Here is a 21,198-nt window from a genome sequence, read left to right as displayed (position 1 = left end):
TACGGGATATCGTAGCACAAATGTCTACCAAAACCCTATGCACGAATCAAGCTTCCATCCTGTATTACGCTACTCTAAGCTGTAAAAAGCCTAGCTGAGAGTGGGCTTTACAGCCCAGCCTGCGAGCTATATTTGAAAAATATTATTCTTTAGGCAACGAAGCTAAGAAATCAGTTACTTCTTTAGGTGTTAACTCATAAGTCTGCCCACGAGCCAAATAGCGTGGCATAGAAATCATACCATAACGAATACGTATTAAACGGCTCACTTCAACACCTTGAGACTCCCATAAACGACGTACTTCACGATTACGGCCTTCGTTTAGCGTCACATGGTACCATGAGTTTGTTCCCTCTCCACCTCGAGATTCCAGGCGAGTAAATTTGGCAACGCCATCTTCAAGCTCAACGCCTTTTAGTAAATTTTTTAAGGTTTCAGGGCTTACTTGACCATGTACACGCACAGCATATTCTCGCTCTAACCCATATCTAGGATGCATGAGCTGATTGGCTAATTCACCATTATTAGTAAAAATCAGTAATCCAGATGTATTCAAATCCAAGCGCCCTACTTGCACCCAACGACCTTGTCTTAAATGTGGGAGGTTATCAAACACCGTTTTTTCAAATTTAGGATCATGGCGGCTTGATATTTCACCAACAGGCTTATGATAAAGTAAAATTCGCGTATTTTGTTTCACTTTTAGTGGGTTGGCTATTAACTTACCTTTTACTGTAATTTTATCCTCACCAGTAGCTGAATCACCCAATTTTACGGGCTTACCATTAACTTGTACCCAACCATTTTCAATCCATCGTTCCATTTCACGACGTGAACCAAGTCCCGCTTGGCTTAATATTTTTTGTAACCGTTCGCTGCTCATTCAGTAGTACACTCTTCAATAGGATTATCTAGGGTTAATGTTTCCAATACTTCTGGTAAGGATGGAAGTTCATTTAAATTTTTAAGGTTAAAATAATTTAAAAATTCTCTCGTTGTTGTATAAACCGCAGGTTTACCCGCAACATCCTTATATCCTGCAATACGAATCCATTCCCGTTCTAATAAGGTTTTCATAATCTGACTATTTACAGACACACCACGTAACTCTTCAATATCAGCGCGAGTTACTGGCTGTTTATAGGCAATTATTGCCAAAGTTTCCAGAAATGCTCGTGAATATTTAGCTGGCTTTTCAATCTGCAAGCGCGCAACCCAAGGACCAAATTCTTTTTTAGTTTGAATTGTATAGCCTGTAGCAACCTGAACTAGCTCAAAGGCACGTGAAGCATAGTCTGCTTTTAACAGATCAATAACACCGTGCAATTGCTCCTTAGTAGGTTTTTGCCATTCCTCGAAAACCTCTAATAATTTATCCAAAAACAGCGGCTCAGAAGAACTTAATAATAAAGCTTCTACGATATTTTTTAATTCAGTTTCATCCATTTTAAGCTGCCTGTAGATGTATCGAAGAAAATGCTTCTTGCTGTGTAATAACAATTAGCGATTGCCTGGCCAATTCAAGTATAGCTAATAAAGAAACAACCAATCCCATGCGCCCTTCTTCTAAAGTAAATAACTGTCGAAACTCAAGTAAGTTATGCTCTTGTAACTGCAGCAATACCGCACTCATCCGATCGCGAACCGACATTGCTTCACGTGATATCTGGTGATGACTAATATGCTCTTCACGTTGCAATAAAGTATTCATTGCCGCAATCAATTCAACTAACTCTACCTCCGGATGCACTTTTATTAACTCCATTTCAGGAGCTTCTAATCGAATTGCAAAATTATCCCGATCTTGTCTGGGTAAACCATCCAATAATTCAACCGCAAGTTTGATCTGTTCATAGGCTTGTAATCGACGAACCAATGTCATGCGAGGATCTTCATCCTCCTCCTCATCACCGCTTGGCATAATCGGTAATAACATCCGCGATTTGATCTCCGCGAGCATTGCCGCCATCAACAAATAATCAGCAGCGAGTTCCATCCTTCGGTATTCCATTAATTGAATGTAATGCAAATATTGCTTTGTAATACTAACAATAGGAATATCTAAGATATCAATATTTTGCTTACGAATAAGGTATAACAGTAAATCCAACGGACCGCTGAAGGAATCCAGCAAAACCTCCAGCGCATCAGGTGGGATGAATAAATCATCTGGAATTTCAGTAAACTCTTTACCGTCAACAACGGCTTTAATTTCTGGTTTACTGGATAATTCAACTTCCATTAATAATCAATTCCCATCACTTCTCTAACCGTATTCATTGTCTTACAAGCTTCTTCACGTGCAGCCTCACTTCCTTCTGTCACAATACGTTTTACTGAACCCAGATCAGATTCATAATCGACAATAGAAGCTTGTATCGGTTGAAGCTCTTTATTGATTGCATCAATTACTGGTCTCTTACAATCAATACAACCTATTCCCGCAGTACGACAACCAGTTTGCACCCAATCCTTCACATCATCCGGAGAGTAGATTTTATGGAACTGCCATACTGGGCATTTCTCTGGCTCACCTGGATCAGTTCGCTTAATCCGCGCCGGATCTGTCGGCATCGTTAATACTTTCTTTTCTACTTGTGCAGGCTCTTCTCTTAGCATAATAGTGTTATGATAAGACTTGGACATTTTTTGCCCATCAGTTCCTGGCATTTTTGATGTTGCAGAAAGCAACGGTTGTGGTTCGGTAAGGATGATTTTACCACTACCTTCTAAATATCCTAAAAGACGCTCTTTATCACCAATCGATAAATTGGCTTGATCTTCAAGTAAAGCTTGCGCTGTCTTAATTGACTCATGGTTGCCATGTTCTTGGAATTGACGACGTAACTCACTGTAAATTTTACTATTTTTCTTACCCATCTTTTTAATGGCTTCGGCAGCTAACTCTTCAAAATTAGCTTCTTTACCATAAATATGATTAAAACGACGCGCAATTTCGCGAGTCAATTCTATATGAGCAACCTGATCTTCTCCCACCGGCACATGGTCAGCGTGGTACAATAATACATCCGCACTCTGCAATAAGGGATAACCTAAAAAGCCATAGGTCGAGAGATCTTTTTCTTTAAGCTTTTCCTGTTGATCTTTAAAGGTTGGTACGCGCTCTAACCAGCCTAATGGAGTAATCATGGATAAGAGTAAATGCAGTTCAGCATGCTCAGGAACCCAGGATTGGATAAATATGCGTGATAATCCGGGATTAACACCACAAGCAAGCCAATCAATGATCATATCCCACAGATACTTCTCCATAAAGCCAGGCTCATTATATTGAGTTGTTAAGCCATGCCAATCTGCAGCAAAAAAGAAGCAATCATATTGATGTTGTAATTTGATCCAATTTTTAAGTACGCCATGATAGTGTCCAAGATGTAATCGTCCACTTACACGCATACCAGAAACAACCCGTTTATTGGAAGTAAATAATGCTGACATCAATATCCTCTTTTTTGTTATTTAAATATAAACTTAGTGTAACTAAAGGAGATGAATCCGTTTCAGAATTATCTAAACGGCTCCGGGTCCCCTTTTCCTTCCCTTAAAATCACCGGATAATCACCCGTTAAATCAACAACTGTAGTCGGCTCTTGCCCACAATTACCGCCATCAATTACTAAATCAAGTTGGTTACCTAATATATCTCTGATTGCTTCAGGCTCACTCAATGGTGCCTTAGCTCCAGGAAGAATCAAGGTACTACTCATTAAAGGAGCGTCTAAAGCATCCAATAAGGCAAGTGCAATCACATTATCAGGAACTCTTAGGCCTAATGTTCTTTTCTTTGGATGCAACATTAAGCGTGGTACTTCATGAGTTGCATTCAAAATAAACGTGTAAGAACCGGGTGTTCTTGACTTTAATAAACGAAATATTGGGTTTGAAACACGAGCATAAGTACCTAGTTCCGATAAATCACGACAAACCAAGGTCATATTATGATTTTTATCTAACTGTCTTAACCGTCTAATCCGTTCAAGCGCCGCTTTATTTCCCAAGCTACAACCTAAGGCATAACCCGAATCAGTTGGATAAACAATTACGCCACCATCTTGAATTATAGATACAGCCTTTCTCAATAAACGAGCTTGAGGATTATCAGGATGTAATGCAAAAAACTGACTCATAAAGTCCCCTGTTTTACGTTCCATTCATGCCAAATAGGCACACAGTTTACCGGTAATTGCTTCTGACCACCAAGGTTTACACGAGATATACCATCAGCATGAAAATCAGAGCCAGAAGAGGCTAATAGATTAAATCTTAAGCAAATTCCTGCCATCTCATTGATTTCAGTTACAGTCATCTCTCCTGAAACCACTTCAATACCTACACCACCAGCTTCTTTAAAATCTTCAATTAACTCATGCAATTTAGATCGCGTCAATCCATATTTCAGTGGATGTGCAAGAACCGCTTGTCCACCTGAGGCAACAATGCCTTCTACGGCTTCTTGCACTGTTAGCCAAGGAGTAGGAATATAGGCTTTTCTTCCGCGAACCAAATATTGTTTAAACGCTTTTTGTAAATCCTTAGCTTTACCTTCATTAACCAATACGCGAGCAAAATGAGGACGAGCAACACGAGTGTGTCCGGCTAAATCACATGCTTTAGCATAGGCATCGGTGACTCCAACTTCACTGAGAGCTTCACCAATCAGCTTTGCTCGTTCAACACGACTTTCAACTTGGCGCTCTATCAATGCAAATAAACCATCTGTATGATTGATTTGGTAACCTAGGATATGAAAATCATGTTTTTTCCAGCGCGTGCTCAATTCAATACCGTTAATAATCTTAATGGAGGTAGATGCCGTTGCCTGTACTAATTCAGCATAGCCCTCCACCGTATCATGATCCGTAAGAGATAAGCACTGAATTCCTTGTTTTTGCGCTCGTTCTATAAGTTCTTTAGGACTTAAAGCCCCGTCTGAAAAATGACTATGACAATGAAGATCGATCATGTGTTTTTCATTTTGTTAAAAATTTAATTGTATCATGAATATTAAAGAAATGAATTAGATCAAGCCTTAATACGGGTATCGTGGTAGGAGCTCCTGTATCGCTAGGCTAATACGGGTTACATTTTTAGGTGGCAGTTACTTTGCCGCGCACTATATCCTTACGTAAAAAACGTGCTGGCGATAAAGCTTGTTGTAAATTTCTGGGAAGAAAAGTCATTTCATTATTAATAAGTGCAGCTAACCATTCAGCACACAAGGGAATGGTGGTTAATCCCCGAGAACCAAAGCCGGTGCAAGCATAAAGACCTGGATAATAAGGTCCTGCTTTGGCTATCCAGCGTTTTGCATTACTTTCGAGTCCTGCATAGAGCGTATTAAAGGCCGTCGCATCAGCTACTCGCCCTACTATGGGTAAATAATCAGTTGTCGTTGCACGCACTCCAGCCCAGTGGGATTTGACTTCATCAGACCATGATACATCCGGAGCGATGTTCTTTAGTTTATCTAAATTAAGCAAATCATCCTGTTCTTTAATGGTCGCATGATCTGTTTTTAGCTCATAAGAAGCGCCAAGATAATGTGTACCTCGATGCACCGGCAATACATGACCATCAGCACATAAAGGCATTCGCAAAGCAGAAGTTTCTGCTGTCGCTGAAATCACCGTCATCTGACCTCGGATGGGTTTGATTGGTAGTGACTTAGTCTCAGGGAAAGTAGTTACTTTATAGCCATTAGCCAAAATCACAACATCGGCTTCATAATTATTTACTCGCCATCTCTTATCAAACACTAATTGATCTACTGCGGTATCCTTAATTAAGGTAATCCCTTTTGTTCGGATCAGGATCTGGCATAAATCAGGAGAATTAATCCATCCTGATAAAGGTATAAATAATCCTGATTGCTGTAACGGAATCCCCGCAAGCTCTGAGGCTTGTTGCGCATTAACTAAAGTTCCCAAAGATGGGTATTGATTGAGCCAATCCTCAAGGCCTGTTTGTGCCTGTTGTTCTTTTTGATTGTAGGCTAATAAAAGAGAGCCATTGAGTACGCCTATGTTATGTTGGCTTAAAATAGCTTGATACTCGCGACTTGCATATAAAAAAGACGTCAGCATAAATTGAGTTAATGGCGAATTGTATGCAGATAGCTTCGGAAATAAAACGGCCTGTTGATTTGCAGAAGCCCCCTGTCCTACTTCATTGAGCTCATCAATTAAAGTAACTTTCCAGCCGCGTTTCGCTAAACAATGGGCAGAAAAACATCCAGCGAGTCCCGCACCAATAATTAAGGCAGAACGCTCTTTATAGTGCTCAGGCTGGCCTACATGCCATGGTGTATGCCTTTTTTTCAGACTAGCTAATTCACTTGGGTTAAAATAAGCGCTAATCATATGGCGTTTGGGGCCGAACCCTTTTTTCTTCTCGACTATAAAGCCATATTGGCGTAAATTTTCCTTAACTATGCCTGCTGCAGTATAGGTCGCTAATGTCGTGCCCTCTTGCGATAGCATCGCAATCACCTTCATTAACGAATCAGACCACATGCTTTGATTTTTAGCTGGGGCAAAACCATCAAGATACCAAGCATTAATATAGGTAGTACGCAATGAACGCTCCAAATTTGCCTCGCCGCAAATTAATAACTGCTCATAGCATTCCAGTGCGTCTCCAAGCATCAAGGTTAAACGGACGCGTCCATTGGCAAATATTAAATGGTGATAACCTGGAGTTAACACCGGATAATGCTCAATAAGCTGCATCGCTTGCTTTTCCAATTGTGGCCAGCAAGCCAATGACTTGATTAAATCATTACGCGTTAATGGATGTTTCTCGCAGGAAATGAAATGCAAACAACTCTGCTCTGAAGCATATTGCTCCCAAAGTTGCCAGGTTAATAGAAAATTTAAGCCCGTACCAAATCCTGTCTCAGCGATGGTAAATTGGCTTTGTTCTGGCACACTCTGCCATCGGGGAATTAAATTATTTCCATCAACAAATACATAACGACTTTGTTCAATCCCACTCGTTGAGGAATGATAAACATCATCATATTGAATAGAAAAAGGCAGATCCTGATGCCAATCAAGCTCTGCTGTTTTAATAGGTACAAAAAGATTACTCACATACAACCACTCGTTCAGAAACCGAAGCTTTAGCTTCTTGCAATCCAGACTCGCCGTTTTCTTTGATTAATGCACGTAATTTAGGAACGAGCACAAACAAAATCACTGCCGAAGCCACTGCAAATAAGCCCAACATTAAAAATACGTAACTGTAGCCGCTATTTGTCGCTAGTGGAGAATCACTGCTTTGTCCGGCTATCATCCAATTGGAGCTGTAGCTGGATAAAGTTCCTCCAATACCGGAAGTTAGCATCCACATGCCCATCATCATACCTTGTAATGATGTCGGTGCCAAATAGCCAATCATAGCATAACCAATCGGAGAAATTAAAAGCTCACCGATACTTTGTAGGACATAGCATAATACAATCCATGACGGGTTAACTAAACCCAGATCATTCGCATAAGCAATTCCAATCGGTAATACAATGAAGGCAAAACCGATACAAAATAAAGCAATTGCAAACTGAGTAGGAATATTAACCTGGATTCCTTTTTTACGCATTCTCAGCAGGATAACTCCAAGTAAAGGCCCACCGATAACGATGCACACCGTATTGATATTTTGAAACCATTGTGGGGGGATAATCCAGTCAGCAAATTGTCGTTGAACATTATGATCGATAAACGTAGTCAGCCCCATAGGTGCCACATGATAGAGCATCCAGAAAATAGTCCCAACAAACATCAATACAGCAAAAGCCAACATTTTATCTTGAGCAATTTTTTGTTGTTGTTGCTTTGCAAGATAAACAACAACGCCAACCATCAATATGCCTGTTAATAAAATCAATTTTTTTGCCCATTCGGCATTTTGTAATAATTGGCTTAGCACGACGGGAAGTGCCAGGATGAACAACATCCCCCAAATATTTGATTTTTTTTGTGCTGTTTTATCTTTTAGAGAATACTGTGTTTCACGATCTTTCAATTGACTCCAGAAATACAAACAGATAATTAAGGCAGCGAGATTTCCCAGGCTACTTAATAAAAACAGGCGCTCATAGTTTTGGCTTAGCTGAAATACCCCACTTAAGCTAAAACCAATAAAAAAACCAATATTCATACCCGCATAATTCATTAAAAATGCGGTTTCACGTCGGGTGTCTTCGGGAGTGAATCGTTGGGTCAGCATGCAATTGATGCAAGTAACATTTAAGCCTGATCCAGCTAGAAATACAGCCAAACCGTAATAAAGTAGGTTTACATCACAGAATGATAATAAAACACAGCCGATGACTTGAAGAACCATACCTACACAGAATAAGGCCCGGTTAGATAACAAGCACCCGCCCCAAAGGCCGCCAAGAAGATGCAAACCATAATTGAATGCGACAAAAACCCCCATGACGCTGTGTGCGGAACTGGCTTGAACCCCTAATTTACCTTCCATGTATAAAACTAAAGTTGAATACAAAACACTAAAGCTTAAGGTAGAAACTATCTGCATAGCAAAAAGGGCAAGAATCCCCTCTGGCATAGAACTAAATAAATCCTTTTTTCTATTCAAGATGCCGGTCCTATTAAGCATAAAACGTAAAATCACTATGACATGGGGAAAAATGGCTGTCTAGTATTTTAAAAATTAATTTTGGACGATGAAAATTGGCCTGGATATTGCATGAATAGGGTTTATAAAAAGTTGGGCATGGCTCATAGAGCCGAATTACCGTGGTCAAGCTTCGGTAATTCGAGCGCATTATTTAGCAAGAAAAATTTTAAGCAAGTGCCCTTAATCGCAAGCACCAGGTGACACTTATAAAATATAATAAGATAATGCTCAACCTAAGCGAAACTACGTAAAACCTGCTCTGCAGCTTCCTGGGTTTTAGCAATCTCAGGCTCACCATGAGCAATAGACACAAATCCTGCTTCATACATTGATGGTGCAAAATAAACGCCTTTTTCTAACATGGCATGGTAGAATTTCTTAAACAGAACCTCATCCGAAGCAGCAATATCCGCATAATCAGAGATATGCTTTTTCTCTGTAAAACAGAAACCAAACATACCGCCTAAAGATGCAGTAAACAATGGGATTTTTGCAGCTTCTGCAGCCGTAGCTAACGCTTGGCTTAAATTTTGCGTAGAACGACTTAACGCATCAAAAAAACCTGGCTTTTCAATTTCATTCAAAGTCGCTAAACCTGCAGCCATAGCCAAGGGATTACCTGAAAGAGTTCCTGCCTGATAGACTGGTCCTTCCGGAGCTAAATGAGACATAATATCCGCTCGTCCACCTAAGGCCCCCACAGGCATCCCCCCACCAATCACTTTACCTAAAGTCGTTATATCAGGAGTAATGCCAAAAACACCTTGTGCGCCGTGTAATCCAACTCTAAAGCCAGTCATTACTTCATCAAAAATAAGTAAGGCCTTATATTGATCACATAATTCGCGTAAACCCTTCAAAAAATCAGGGTCTGGTAAGACAAATCCCATATTTCCAGCAACAGGTTCTAAAATAATCGCGGCAATCTCATTTGGATATTTTGCAAATAAAGCCGCAGTCTGTTCTAAATTATTAAAATCAGCAGTTAACGTATGTTCTGTAACACTTTGAGGAATACCTGGCGTTGCGGGAATACCTAAAGTTAAAAGACCAGAACCTGCTTTAACTAATAAACTATCGCTATGGCCATGGTAACAACCATTGAACTTAATAAATTTGCTTTTACTCGTAACTCCACGAGCCAGTCTAATTGCGGTCATAGTGGCTTCAGTACCTGAATTCACCATGCGTACTTTTTCAATGGAAGGAATTAACGAAATAATTTTTTCTGCTAATTGCACCTCAAGCGCGGTAGGCGCGCCAAAGCTCATTCCACTATGCAGCACTTCAGTTACTGCATCAATTACTGCAGGATGACAATGTCCTAAAATTAGCGGCCCCCATGAGCCCACATAATCAATATATTCTTTATTATCTTCATCAATAAGGTAAGCACCTTTCCCTTGTTTGAAGAAAATAGGATCTCCACCTACACCTGTAAATGCACGTACCGGAGAGTTAACTCCTCCTGGGATAAGTGTTTGAGCCTGGTGGAATAGATCAGATGAGCGGGTCATAAAAGTCTCCATAATTTTTGCCGGTATACTACAATACAAATGTTGAATTTGGCAAAAAAGTCTTGACTAATACATGGATTACGAAAAACTCATTATGTACGTATTTATTTCTTTATTTTACTCATCAATCAAAACCACAACACAGAAGCATAATTTAAAAAATGATTTACCTGTCTATATTTTAGACTTTTAAGATTAAATGAAAACAAAAAACAACATATGCCTGTCCTTATTTAACACATACAATTTAATTAAAGAGCGGAACTCATGTGCTCAGAAACTAATGAGAGATAACCCTATGGGTGACGCCGTACGATGCTACCAAGCCTCGACGAGATGAATTGGCGCATTTCGAGGCGAGTCAGGATACCTGTAAATTTGACCAATTTGATTTTCAAAATGATACTTTAGCCCTTGTCACGCCTAGGTTTTTTGGCTTTTTATTTAAATCTAAAACATACTCCCCAAATCGCTTAAGATGCTCAGTCATGTAGGGACTCATGTAACTCACATCTTCTTTAGTTATTTTATAACCTTCTTCTTGCAATTCGTGGAAAATGTCAGTTATATCAATAACATTTTGCAGCATAATACAGTTTGCAATCAGCGTATTATATTTTATGGATTTTTCCATTTCATCAGGATCATTGCTGGCTACAAGTTGTTTGGAACCAAATCTTATCCAATCAGATAAGCCATTATAAGACTCTACTTTGTTTGTGGTCGTAGTGATGATTTGTCTGAGTTCTTTATCAGAGATATATTCCAATAAAAAAGTAGTCCTGATCACTTTTCCTAGTTCATGAAAAGCTTTATATAGCTTATTTTGATTATTGTATGAGTTAAGTTTACTTAATATAGACCTCTGGCCGGGATCTTTGTAAAAAAGGGTCATGTCCATATTTAGACCCTGCAAGTAACTAAACCCTGATGGAATTCGCTATTGATCTGGGCAATTCTTTCTGCAGAATAACCAATCTCTATTATAGAAACCCGGAAGGAAAAAATTGGACGTAAATAGAAAATAAAAAAACAAGGTACCCCTACCGTGTAGAAGGCATAATTTGATTTAAATTTGACCATAGCCCTTTTTTACAAGGATCCCGGCCAGAGGTCTAAACTCGGTATCTTTATGGCCTTACATACCTTTGGTAGAACCCTCAACTGGCATGTACATCTTCACATCTCTGTAACTCGGGGCGGATTAACAAACGACCTGCATAAGCGTGTCGCTACCGCGAGCACTAACAAATTACACATTGGGCTAGTTGATATACTGATCGCGTCGGCATAAGCTCTTTAAGTTTTAATTTTTTGTTCAAGATAAGTTCCTCAAACGCCAAACCGGGCCATCTTGAGCCACCCGGATGCGGAACGATGTTGATTTCGCCTACACCATCGACGGCAAAATCCGAACCAAGGCCAGCAAGAACATCATCGGACGCAATAATCGGAAAATCACTATCGCTATTTTCAAATCTATATGAACGAGAATGAGGCTCTTGTTCTTCTATTATATAACAAAGACCCTGCGCCATCACACATCTATCAATACCAGGCAAGCGTCTCATTTCAAAACCTATCAATTGTCGCCACACCAAAATAATCTTGTCATAAGCATTCGCATCTGCTTTACATAAATCTTCCCTCACACGCTCAAATATATCAAAAGCATGTCGAAGGCTAGCATAATTATAATGCATGCAGGGTTCAGTCAAAATTCGAGGCGCCCAGTCCTTTCGAAACTGGATGATGGCTTCAGAAAGATCGCTCTTGCGAGCCATATCTTTATTGAGTAATGCTTTAACATCCTCAGCAGAGGCCTGCATAATAAGGTCAATCAACGGCGTTAAATCATAAGGTTTCTCTTCAAGCAATCCTTCAATATGCGGTTTATACCGCTTATATTGACGCATCATTTGCTGTTGACCATCGTTTATTTTTGAAAAATAGCCCTGTACAATTCTTGCCAGCTCATAATCTCCTGCCCCCAATGCAAACTCATAAATGGTTACATCTCTTATTTCATCGCCACCAGGTGTTTTCACATCGGCTGATTGACGCATTAGTGTTGGATTCTCATCTAACATTTTAAGTAGCGCGCTCACATCTTCTTGTCGTGCGTAAGCTGCATACTGCAATGCCTGTGCAATATCGCTATTTGCCCACCCTCTGATTTCTTGAATTAACTCAATTGGTAATGTAGAAAAGAAGTTGTTTGCGCGCCTATGTAACATGAGCATGGCGTATGTTTGTTTACGGTTTAGCATGGATTTATACCTGGCTTTTGTTAAGAAATATTAACGTACTTAATAACGACATGCCATTATAAATCCATATTGGATTATATTCAACCTAATTGTGGGATGGTTCATTACATTGGAGCCATCTTAATTGATGTTATAATAATACAGGTAGTGTTCAATTAAATCTCGATTTGGGTTTTATTGCACCATAAAAGACAAAGAAGGAAATAAGAAAACTCTTTATCTCAAACGTGCAACGGACACACACATAAGACGTCATATAAAAGTGAAAGCAGAGGCAAATCCATTTGACCCCCGTTTCAAAGAGTACTTTAAGGAGCGGGAGAAGAAAATCAGAAAAGCAAATCTGCCAACACACGCTGCAACTGCTGGGCTGAACTCAATCAGCCTTATGAGGGCTTGAGCGATGTGCTGGGAAACTAGCCCGCATCGTTCTTAGAGGGCTGCTCCTCAGTAATGGGGAGTGGCTACTCGACATGTTCTATTTTTTAATCTTTATTATTTACAAGCATTCATCTCTAAAATATTACGTTTAATGTCTATTAATTTATAACTTATTCGAACCACGATAGAAAATATAAGCACATTGTGTTGAAATAAGTTTCACCATATAATCGCCACTCTTTAAATCTGTTTTACTTATTATGAGGTATTCATGCATTCATCTGTCATTACAAAACTGTTACTTTTAAGTGTTGTACCGCTCCAGCTTTTCGCTGCAGAAAGCCTCTCGGTGCAAAATCATGTACCTTCGAAAATGAAATCACTGATGCCTCTTTCAGCGCTACAGCTTGCTGATATTGCAGCAAAAAAACAAAAGCAAAAAGCCCCAATAAAAACGATGGGTTCCAATACATCTTCTCTTTCAGAAAAAAATAATTTCAGTCTTGGCGGTGGTTACGGCGGTAATGAGCAAACATCCATATTAATGTATGATGGTCTACCCAATCACCTCGCTGCATTTCTTGTACGACGTGACGCTACAAATCAAACCTGTTATATGGAAAATCAGAATGCAAGCGTATATCACTATAGTTTTTGGGGATTCCTGAACCTCGTATCTTACAGTTGTGCCTCATCCAACAAGTACCACAATGGTGTGTACTGGAATGAGAGTCTGGATATGCGAAATGGCGGATACGCAAGCGATAATGATGTATTGTATGCTACCACTATCATCAGTAAGATGTTTCAAGAATGGTTTGGCATTCCTGTAGCACAAAATTCAGATGGTTCTCCTTTGGCAATAAAGATCGTGACCCATGCTTTTGAGCAAGATAACGCATACGTATATGAAAATAACCTCGTTGCCATAGGTGATGGTAATCAAGATTATTACCCCTTCACATCTCCTGATATTCTTTCATTGCTGCTGTCTTATGTATTTACAGATCAACATTCGCATCTTGATATTGCCGATCCAAAGGCCGGCGCTATAAATGTAGCTTTTGCTAGCATGACGGCTCAGGCTTTACAATTTTATATTAAGGGACAAAGTGATTGGCAAATTGGTGCTGAAGTTTCCAAAACAGGCCAACCTATTTCCTATATGGATTGGCCTAGTAAAGATTGTGGCTCGCGTGCACCAGGAGATAATTGTTCCATAGATCATGCATCCCAATATGATGACCAAATGCCTGTTCATTACAGTAGTGGTATATACAGACGTGCCTTTTATTTGCTTGCAACAACCCCAGGCTGGGATGTTAAAAAAGCATTTTCTGTTATGGTACAAGCAAATCGCGTTTATTGGACTCCAAAAGAGGATTTTTCCCATGCTCTTTGTGGAGTTATCAAAGCAGCACGTGATTTGCAATACGACGAATCTGCCGTAGTTAATGCATTTGCCCAAGTCGGTGTGGACTCACAAAGCTGTCATATGTAATGATCTTAAGGGAAAGTACTCACTTTCCCTGTGACTCCTGCCGTTTTATGGGTTTGGAGGGCACCGTCAAGTTAACTATTGAAAGAGCAAAAAGTATTTTTTGTCGAATTTTAGGCGCAAAGAATCTCAGTTGCTGCGGAATTCCAAATTTCTTTGGCTTTATGAAATTGTATTTTTCGATGAGAAGCGGAATGGGTGTAGCTTCCAACAGCGATGGCGATGAGGCTCTGCGCCCCTGCTGGTGATTTAATTTTTCTTTTCTACGCGTGGGCTGATGAGCATTTTCAACCCGATTATTGAGCCTTTTATGCGAGCGATGCTCGACTCCTTTGCACATCTGGCGAATTGGTCTCAAATAGCTTCTTAGCGATAACCATTGGTTTGGGATAGGCGTTTAATAAGCGAGACAGGAAGCGGATGGCCGCCTTTTTATTACGTCGCTTTGGCAGAAATACATCCAGCTCATAACCCTCATCATCCACAGCACGCCATAGATAATAAGTCGCTCCTCTAATACGTAGTTGTTGTTCATCCAGGTGCCATTTATCTGATGGCTTGGACTCTCGTTTCTTCATCACGCTCTTAAAATAAGGACCAAATTTAAATCAAATTATGCCTTCTACACGTTAGGAGTACCTTGTTTTTTTATTTTCTATTAACGTCCAATTTTCTCCTTCCGGGTTTCTATAATAGAGATTGGTTATTCTGCAGAAAGAATTGCCCAGATCAACAGCGAACTCCATCAGGGTTTAGATACTTACAGGGTCTAAATATGGACATGACCCTTTTTTACAAAGATCCCGGCCAGAGGTCATTATTCATTGCTGTTCCTATAACGGTAAGAGCTGGAACTAGATTGATATATTTGACGGTATTTATATCCAGATAACAGCCAAATTTACTGATTATCTCCATCACAAAAGTTAAATCGGAATTTGCATATCAATGACAACTTTACTTTTGCGTCACAGCGCAAGTTCCGGAGCACAAGGCCTATTATCATTCCTTCTGTTCATATACGGGCCTTTGCATTGTTACCCTACCACCCTTCCGATAAGGATTTATATCTTTATATTTTATTATCAGTTCATTTGGAGTAATTCCCCATAGATAATCAAGAAACTCTTCGATCTTTGCAATGTCATCACTCCCTATTTCTATGGGACCCTCGACTCTTCTTGGATATCTTAATAAAAAATACTTATCTAGCATTTCTAGTGTACCCTTGAATTGCTCCGTCAATTCTATTTTAGTAAGTAATTCAGTTAACTCAATAAGATTATGTGTATTTGAAAATATATTGAAATAATGGAGATGCCATGCCTTAAAAACCTGCTCAATTCCTAGATGGATTAAAGTTCCTGCCGAATCAAATTGCCCAGGCTCACCTGATTTTAATAAATCCAAGCCAGTATCTATATGATCATATCCAAAATGGAGAAAATCCTCCTCCAAATAACCATCTTCCTTTTTAAAATTTTTTATCATTTCAATCTATAAAAAATTTCTATAATCAATTTTAAATTCTTCAGCTATGCGTTTTGCTAATTCCTTTCCAATAGCCCGCCTACCATTCTCCATCGCAGATAAATTAGTTTGAGAAATATTTAAAATTTTAGCTAATTCAATTTGGCTCAAATCTTCTCTATGGCGTAAACTTTTTAACAAAAGACCAGGCTCACCATGTTCTTTAATTAGATCACCAAAAACATCATCAATAGATAAATGAGTTTTGTTTTTTTCTTTAACCCTATATTTTTCAATAACACCTACTGGCAAAGCATAATGTGCACCATGCCAAGTAACCATAGCAATATTTTCAGTATGGGGCTTTTTCATGTGTTCCGACATAATACACCTCAATAAGTTTTACTTGTTTATCGATAACTTCCCAACAACAAATATAAGTCGGTTTTCCTTTCATTAAAATGAGCAATTACTCCAGGATGGATTTAATCAGTACGTTAGGCGCACTCAAGAGGTGCTGGAAGAGCACCAAGGTAAACAAAATGTGCATACAAAACGTGATCTAACCGTAAGACAACAACATGAGTTACTAAAATTAGCGGATGAATTAAGCGTCATAGGCAAACCTAAACTGCTTATTCCATACACGACAGAAGAAAGCCATCGTAAAGCATCCGATTTGTCACATAATTTAAATAAACTAATAAGCACTTATCAAGTGCTCTTGGTTTAAATCGACAGAACGTACAGAGCAAGCAAGCACAGATGCTCAATATTGAACTCGCAGGGCTAACTGCAGATACTCCCCAATATTACGAAGTGCTTCAAGCAATTAGTCTCGCTAAACGCGTTGCCATTCAAAATGATGAAGAACAAAATCAAACTCGTTGGTTTAATATGAATAACAGTGGCCAAAGTCGTTACTTTAATACCCTGAACCAAATGGAAGACCAGGTCTTAAGTAAATGGTCATTGGATGCTAAAGAGGCACATAGCTTTAAACGGTTCACTGCCCATAACCAACATGAATTCATTGAATTAGTTCGATGTTTGCAAAATGCCTCAATCAGTTATTTTGATGAGCACTATCCAACACCAGATAACGCACGCTTCCATGAAACACGGCATAAATTAGGTCGGTTCTTCGGAAATGTGAAAAACCAAACTAATATTGAAACATTAAATACAATGCTGGCAAACTTTGATGAGCAAATTGAGTTGGGCAGATTTACCCCAAATATGGTCAATGATCTGATGGCTGAATTACGTACAAGCGTTTCAACGCTTCCGGGGCATTTAGTAACCTTGGCAAATGAAGTTTTAATTCGCGGGGATGCACTGGCTCTAAATCTTACTGAACATGCTAATGCCAAACAATTTAGAGAGGATATTCACATAAAATTACTATAAAAGCTTGATAAAAAACACTACGGCATAATCTGGGTAATTTACTAAAATTACCCAGATTACATATTAAGAAAGCCTCTGTAGCAATGAGTTTTTCGTAGTTTCACTTTACATCTAAGCCTACAGCCGATAAATTATGCATTTTTAAATGAGTAGAAACGACTATGCAAGAATATAAAAAATACATCTGTGTCATTTGTGGATTCATCTATGACGAAGCCGATGGTTGGCCTGAAGATGGCATTGAGCCAGGCACTCGTTGGGAAGATGTACCAGAAAACTGGTTTTGCCCTGATTGTGGTGCAGGTAAAGAAGATTTTGATATGGTGGAAATGGATTAAACACAAGCTGAACTGTTATATTTTAGGTTGAGCCAATGGCCGCTATCGGCTCAACCTAAAATTCTAATAGGTTCGTTATTTCACTACAACTAATAAAACGATTCCTACCAGTAATAGTGTTGGCGCTTCATTATACATACGAAAGAAACGTGAGCTTTTTTGATTTTTACCCTGAGCAAAAGCCTTCCTATAATGCCCACACAACAAATGATAACCCCATAAAATGACCACTAAAGTCAATTTCGCATGCATCCACCCTGCTTTCAGATAGTAGCTTGGGTTATAACTTAACAGCCACAACCCAAGAACTGTCGTGAGTATCGCTGCAGGCCAGGTGATTCCATAATACAAACGACGCTCCATAATTTTAAAACGTTCATTACTAATTTCATCCTGTGTATCTGCATGGTAAACAAATAATCGCGGTAAATAAAATAACCCGGCAAACCAAGCTACCATGGCAATAATATGAAAAGCTTTAACGTACAACATAAATTAATGTCCTGAAGTTTTTTTGCCTCGTTTTCGAGAGCGTTTCATTAAATTCAAAGATTCTACAGCTAATGAAAATCCCATTGCAAAATAGAGATACCCACGAGGAATATGGAAAGATAAGCCATCAGCAACGAGTACCATACCAATCAAAATTAAATAACTTAAAGCCAACATTTTAATGGTTGGGTGTTTTTTTATAAACGCACTAACCCATTCACTGGCAAAAATCATAATTAAAATGGCGCATGTGATTGCAAAAGCCATAACCCAAAACCGCGAAGTTAGCCCTACCGCAGTCAAGACGCTGTCTAAGGAGAAAATAATATCCATCAGCGCAACTTGAAAGATCACGATGTTAAAACTTGCCTTGACAGAAGTCGTTTCACTTTTTTCTGATTCGTCATCGTCCTCGGCTACCACATCCTGATGAATTTCATCCGTAGCCTTCCAAATTAAAAATGCCCCTCCAAGTATTAAAAATATATCTCGCATTGAAAGAGAAACTTGACTAATCGTAATTAGAGGCCTGGTCAGCCGAATCAAGTTAACCGCTAATCCCAGTAACAGTAATCGTGTTACCCAGGAAAAAGTAAGCCCCCAACGCCGTGCTTTTTTTCGTTGGTGAACGGGTAATTTTTCCGTCAAAATGGAGAGAATGACCAAATTATCTATTCCAAGGACAACCTCTAAGATCACTAAGACAATTAAACTTGTAATAATATCTAAAAATTCCATCTATCTCTCTGATTAATAAATGATTTAATTGTGATACCCAACTTCGTACTCTTCGCTGCGAAGATATTCTTTAATAAGATATCATAAAAAACATCTGAACCTTTATTATCTTGCAAATAAGCTAACAAAAATCATATAATTATGATCCATTTTTGACCTCAATGACGCCTTGGAGGGCATTTCATTATGTCAATTCGTTATGATTTACTTTTTAAATTCCCCACGCATTTATTGAGTTATCTTGTATATTATCCTGATGTCATCCCTTTTCAACATAATGAAACACAATATTTTCAACATTGGCATTCATTAACTACAAGCAAATACATTTATACCAATGGCTACGTGATAGAGCCTACTAACTGGTTTATGTATGCGTTTCAAAGTTTTAAAGGTTGGTTTGGTCTTGATAATCACTGTCAAATAGAAAAAGTTCAATTTAGTTTAGAAAAATTAGCGTATTATGGATATTTACGTGCTTATGACCAATCCATTATTAAGAAAATGCGTCATTATCCATTACCCGCCGATTATTTAGATCTTGTTGATACAAACACTCGATCTAAAAATCCCACAACTACAAATACCCTACAGCGCAGACTCATAGTTGACTATGATAATCTCATTGTCCCGTATACTTCGCAGTATCTATACGCAAATGGTGCTTTCGGCAGCACCCTAAAAAGCCTGAGCTTGCCAGAAGAAATTCCTTTGCTTGATCCACAAGATATGGGATTAGTTGAGTCTACTATTGCAGCTCTTGAACAGATAGAAAATATCAACCTTAGTCACTTACAAAAACATTTAGCTGAACCCAAATACATCTATCCGAAACACAGTCTTTATGCTCAAAAAATGGCAGAACACTATATCAAAGTAGCAAAGACCGAAAAAAGACGGTTCTTTTATGGGATGAATTTTATTAGTTCCGCGCAACGCAAGGCGCAACTTCTTCTTGAACGAGCACGACAGATTGACTCTGTTGCTTATAATAAAGAATTAAATTTATATATTGAGCATCATCTGGAACACAATGAATTAGATGAGGCATTTAATTTGATCAATCAACTCTCAGACCTGGATAAAGCGCTGAAATACTTATTTGAAAAATTTACAGCACAACAACGTGCTAACTATGTTGTAAAAGATACACCTTTGGCATTAAAACTAGCCCAACATATTCTTCAAGAAAATAATACCGTACAAAATATCGCACTTGCCGAACATTATGATTCACACTTGGCAGAACATAATCCTGATAAAGCATTTGCTCTTTTCGTAGAAACTAAAAAATATGATGCGGCATACGCATTATTTGAAAAACATGACAAGGTAGTTCCATTTACTCTTCAGCAAGTAAAAATTTTAGCCCAATATTTTGATAGTGTCGGTGAGGGACTTTATATAAAAGGCTCAGGCGAACGAGGAAATGAATTATGGGACAAAGCAGAAAAAAATTATCTGAACAGCCTATGTGCAAAGAAAAAGGCAGCTGCTTTATTACCCGATTCCTATATCGAAGATTATTACACTCATAAAAGACTTTATGCTCAACTACTCATTGATTCTGATGAAAAAAAGCCAAAAGGTCTTGAAGTAATCAATAAAGCAATTCGCCTATTAGATGCCTGTTTTCCCAAAACAGATGAAGAAAAGATGTTTCATAAGAAAGCATTAGCCAAAGGTCTCATGAGCCAAATAGCTTATTTAAGCGCAAAAATAAAGGTTGGTGTCACTTATGACTGTGATTTTGAGGAGCAAAACAAACACAATAGAGAACATCAAGCTACTTTTTCTCAAACTCGCTCATCGCTGCTTCGAGTTATTGAATTATTGACATCTACGGAGGATCCAGAGCAAAAACTAGTCCTTGCTAAAGCTCATTTTATGCTTGCAGATATGATTCAGTTTTTCAGCTTAGGTGAAGAATATAAAACTCATTTTGAAAAAGCAGCGCAACTAGCGCCAGAAAACCCTATCTATATATTTAAAGCAACAGAACTTATATATGGAATTAAAGGAAGAGAAGATGAGCATGAGCTATATCGTAATGATGCGATTCAAAAGCTCAAAACAAAAGGCTATCGAGTAATAGACTTTTATTATTGGGATACAGAGCACTGGACTAATAATGAATTAGCGGCTCTCTACATTCCTGATATTCATATATTGAGTAAGAATAGCGCGGTTTTAGAAGAGGAAGATTCCTCTCTACTCTGGTTTCGATTATAGCTCGTTAATGACATGCTTGATAAGGTGCCGTCAATTTAACTTTTGCTCTACACTGTAATTTATTTAAAGGTAAATCAGGATACTTGAAAAGAGACCTAAAAGATACCGTTACCCAATAGAGTTCATAAGCATTGCAATTTAGTTCCCGATGTCTTGGATTTACATTAAATATCTTGATTAAATATTGCAGG

Annotated in this window: 21 protein-coding genes and 1 pseudogene; 6 read left to right on the top strand and 16 right to left on the bottom strand. The window is 38.7% G+C overall.

Annotated features, from left to right (window positions below):
• Window positions 1-142 precede the first annotated feature (142 nt).
• The 10 genes from rluB to ACQY7T_RS05445 all read right to left on the bottom strand — a co-directional run bounded on the left by rluB (window position 143) and on the right by ACQY7T_RS05445 (window position 11,079).
• The gene (gene rluB, locus ACQY7T_RS05490) at window positions 143-883 is read right to left on the bottom strand and encodes a 23S rRNA pseudouridine(2605) synthase RluB (RefSeq protein ID WP_428411820.1); all 741 of its coding nucleotides are present in this window, start codon (window positions 881-883) and stop codon (window positions 143-145) included.
• The gene (scpB, locus tag ACQY7T_RS05485; RefSeq protein ID WP_428411818.1) at window positions 880-1,446 is read right to left on the bottom strand and encodes an SMC-Scp complex subunit ScpB; all 567 of its coding nucleotides are present in this window, start codon (window positions 1,444-1,446) and stop codon (window positions 880-882) included. The genes rluB and scpB overlap by 4 nt, the downstream gene beginning before the upstream one ends.
• A gap of 1 nt (window position 1,447) precedes the next feature.
• Entirely contained in the window at window positions 1,448-2,242 is a 795-nt protein-coding gene (locus ACQY7T_RS05480; RefSeq protein ID WP_428411816.1) for a segregation and condensation protein A, read from the bottom strand.
• Complete coding sequence (locus tag ACQY7T_RS05475; RefSeq protein WP_428411814.1) at window positions 2,242-3,456, bottom strand: tryptophan--tRNA ligase; 1,215 nt, start codon at window positions 3,454-3,456, stop codon at window positions 2,242-2,244. Before ACQY7T_RS05475 ends, ACQY7T_RS05480 begins: the two co-directional genes overlap by 1 nt.
• 68 nt (window positions 3,457-3,524) lie before the next feature.
• Window positions 3,525-4,145 carry an L-threonylcarbamoyladenylate synthase gene (locus ACQY7T_RS05470; protein ID WP_428411812.1) on the bottom strand — a complete coding sequence of 207 codons (621 nt, stop codon included), beginning with the start codon at window positions 4,143-4,145 and terminating at the stop codon, window positions 3,525-3,527.
• A complete protein-coding gene (locus ACQY7T_RS05465) occupies window positions 4,142-4,981 on the bottom strand; it encodes a PHP domain-containing protein (protein ID WP_428411810.1) in 840 nt (279 codons plus the stop codon). Before ACQY7T_RS05465 ends, ACQY7T_RS05470 begins: the two co-directional genes overlap by 4 nt.
• A gap of 124 nt (window positions 4,982-5,105) precedes the next feature.
• Complete coding sequence (gene mnmC / locus ACQY7T_RS05460; RefSeq protein WP_428411808.1) at window positions 5,106-7,109, bottom strand: bifunctional tRNA (5-methylaminomethyl-2-thiouridine)(34)-methyltransferase MnmD/FAD-dependent 5-carboxymethylaminomethyl-2-thiouridine(34) oxidoreductase MnmC; 2,004 nt, start codon at window positions 7,107-7,109, stop codon at window positions 5,106-5,108.
• Complete coding sequence (locus ACQY7T_RS05455; protein WP_428411872.1) at window positions 7,102-8,589, bottom strand: peptide MFS transporter; 1,488 nt, start codon at window positions 8,587-8,589, stop codon at window positions 7,102-7,104. Before ACQY7T_RS05455 ends, mnmC begins: the two co-directional genes overlap by 8 nt.
• Window positions 8,590-8,894: 305 nt before the next feature.
• On the bottom strand, window positions 8,895-10,178 hold the full coding sequence (gene hemL, locus ACQY7T_RS05450; RefSeq protein WP_428411806.1) for a glutamate-1-semialdehyde 2,1-aminomutase: 1,284 nt from the start codon (window positions 10,176-10,178) through the stop codon (window positions 8,895-8,897).
• Between the two features lie 394 nt (window positions 10,179-10,572).
• Window positions 10,573-11,079, bottom strand: a complete 507-nt coding sequence (locus ACQY7T_RS05445) for a Tn3 family transposase (protein ID WP_428411804.1) — start codon at window positions 11,077-11,079, stop codon at window positions 10,573-10,575.
• A 219-nt stretch (window positions 11,080-11,298) separates the two neighbouring features.
• Here ACQY7T_RS05445 and ACQY7T_RS05440 point away from each other — a divergent pair.
• Window positions 11,299-11,385 (top strand): annotated as a pseudogene (locus tag ACQY7T_RS05440) (transposase); the annotation flags it as partial.
• 37 nt (window positions 11,386-11,422) lie between these two features.
• Here the strand turns inward: ACQY7T_RS05440 and ACQY7T_RS05435 are convergent.
• The gene (locus tag ACQY7T_RS05435; RefSeq protein ID WP_428411802.1) at window positions 11,423-12,448 is read right to left on the bottom strand and encodes a hypothetical protein; all 1,026 of its coding nucleotides are present in this window, start codon (window positions 12,446-12,448) and stop codon (window positions 11,423-11,425) included.
• Between the two features lie 652 nt (window positions 12,449-13,100).
• Between ACQY7T_RS05435 and ACQY7T_RS05430 the strand changes: the two genes are divergently transcribed.
• Window positions 13,101-14,330, top strand: coding sequence for a M4 family metallopeptidase (locus tag ACQY7T_RS05430; protein ID WP_428411800.1), 1,230 nt, complete (start codon window positions 13,101-13,103; stop codon window positions 14,328-14,330).
• A 305-nt stretch (window positions 14,331-14,635) separates the two neighbouring features.
• Here the strand turns inward: ACQY7T_RS05430 and ACQY7T_RS05425 are convergent, their stop codons facing one another.
• From ACQY7T_RS05425 to ACQY7T_RS05415, 3 genes are all read right to left on the bottom strand, one after another.
• Window positions 14,636-14,905, bottom strand: coding sequence for a DDE-type integrase/transposase/recombinase (locus ACQY7T_RS05425; protein ID WP_428411798.1), 270 nt, complete (start codon window positions 14,903-14,905; stop codon window positions 14,636-14,638).
• Window positions 14,906-15,329: 424 nt separating this feature from the next.
• Window positions 15,330-15,818: a hypothetical protein gene (locus ACQY7T_RS05420; protein WP_428411796.1), complete on the bottom strand. Its 489-nt coding sequence runs from the start codon at window positions 15,816-15,818 to the stop codon at window positions 15,330-15,332.
• 6 nt (window positions 15,819-15,824) lie between these two features.
• Window positions 15,825-16,181, bottom strand: a complete 357-nt coding sequence (locus tag ACQY7T_RS05415) for a helix-turn-helix domain-containing protein (protein WP_428411794.1) — start codon at window positions 16,179-16,181, stop codon at window positions 15,825-15,827.
• Between the two features lie 160 nt (window positions 16,182-16,341).
• On the opposite strand from ACQY7T_RS05415, the gene ACQY7T_RS05410 reads away from it, so the two are divergent.
• The 3 genes from ACQY7T_RS05410 to ACQY7T_RS05400 all read left to right on the top strand — a co-directional run bounded on the left by ACQY7T_RS05410 (window position 16,342) and on the right by ACQY7T_RS05400 (window position 17,545).
• Window positions 16,342-16,530, top strand: a complete 189-nt coding sequence (locus ACQY7T_RS05410) for a hypothetical protein (protein WP_428411792.1) — start codon at window positions 16,342-16,344, stop codon at window positions 16,528-16,530.
• 32 nt (window positions 16,531-16,562) lie between these two features.
• Window positions 16,563-17,207: a hypothetical protein gene (locus ACQY7T_RS05405; protein WP_428411790.1), complete on the top strand. Its 645-nt coding sequence runs from the start codon at window positions 16,563-16,565 to the stop codon at window positions 17,205-17,207.
• 161 nt (window positions 17,208-17,368) lie between these two features.
• The gene (locus ACQY7T_RS05400) at window positions 17,369-17,545 is read left to right on the top strand and encodes a rubredoxin (RefSeq protein ID WP_428411789.1); all 177 of its coding nucleotides are present in this window, start codon (window positions 17,369-17,371) and stop codon (window positions 17,543-17,545) included.
• Window positions 17,546-17,620: 75 nt separating this feature from the next.
• On the opposite strand, the gene hemJ is transcribed toward ACQY7T_RS05400, so the two are convergent.
• Both hemJ and ACQY7T_RS05390 read right to left on the bottom strand, forming a co-directional pair.
• Window positions 17,621-18,037, bottom strand: coding sequence for a protoporphyrinogen oxidase HemJ (gene hemJ, locus ACQY7T_RS05395; protein WP_428411787.1), 417 nt, complete (start codon window positions 18,035-18,037; stop codon window positions 17,621-17,623).
• A 3-nt stretch (window positions 18,038-18,040) separates the two neighbouring features.
• Window positions 18,041-18,775, bottom strand: coding sequence for a TerC family protein (locus ACQY7T_RS05390; protein WP_428411785.1), 735 nt, complete (start codon window positions 18,773-18,775; stop codon window positions 18,041-18,043).
• A 186-nt stretch (window positions 18,776-18,961) separates the two neighbouring features.
• Between ACQY7T_RS05390 and ACQY7T_RS05385 the strand changes: the two genes are divergently transcribed.
• Complete coding sequence (locus ACQY7T_RS05385; protein WP_428411783.1) at window positions 18,962-21,007, top strand: hypothetical protein; 2,046 nt, start codon at window positions 18,962-18,964, stop codon at window positions 21,005-21,007.
• Window positions 21,008-21,198: the final 191 nt, after the last annotated feature.

Source organism: Legionella sp. (assembly GCF_965140895.1).
Classification (GTDB): Bacteria; Pseudomonadota; Gammaproteobacteria; order Legionellales; family Legionellaceae; genus Legionella.
Note: the sequence above shows the minus strand (reverse complement) of the source record. Positions and strands in the feature narration are given on the sequence as shown.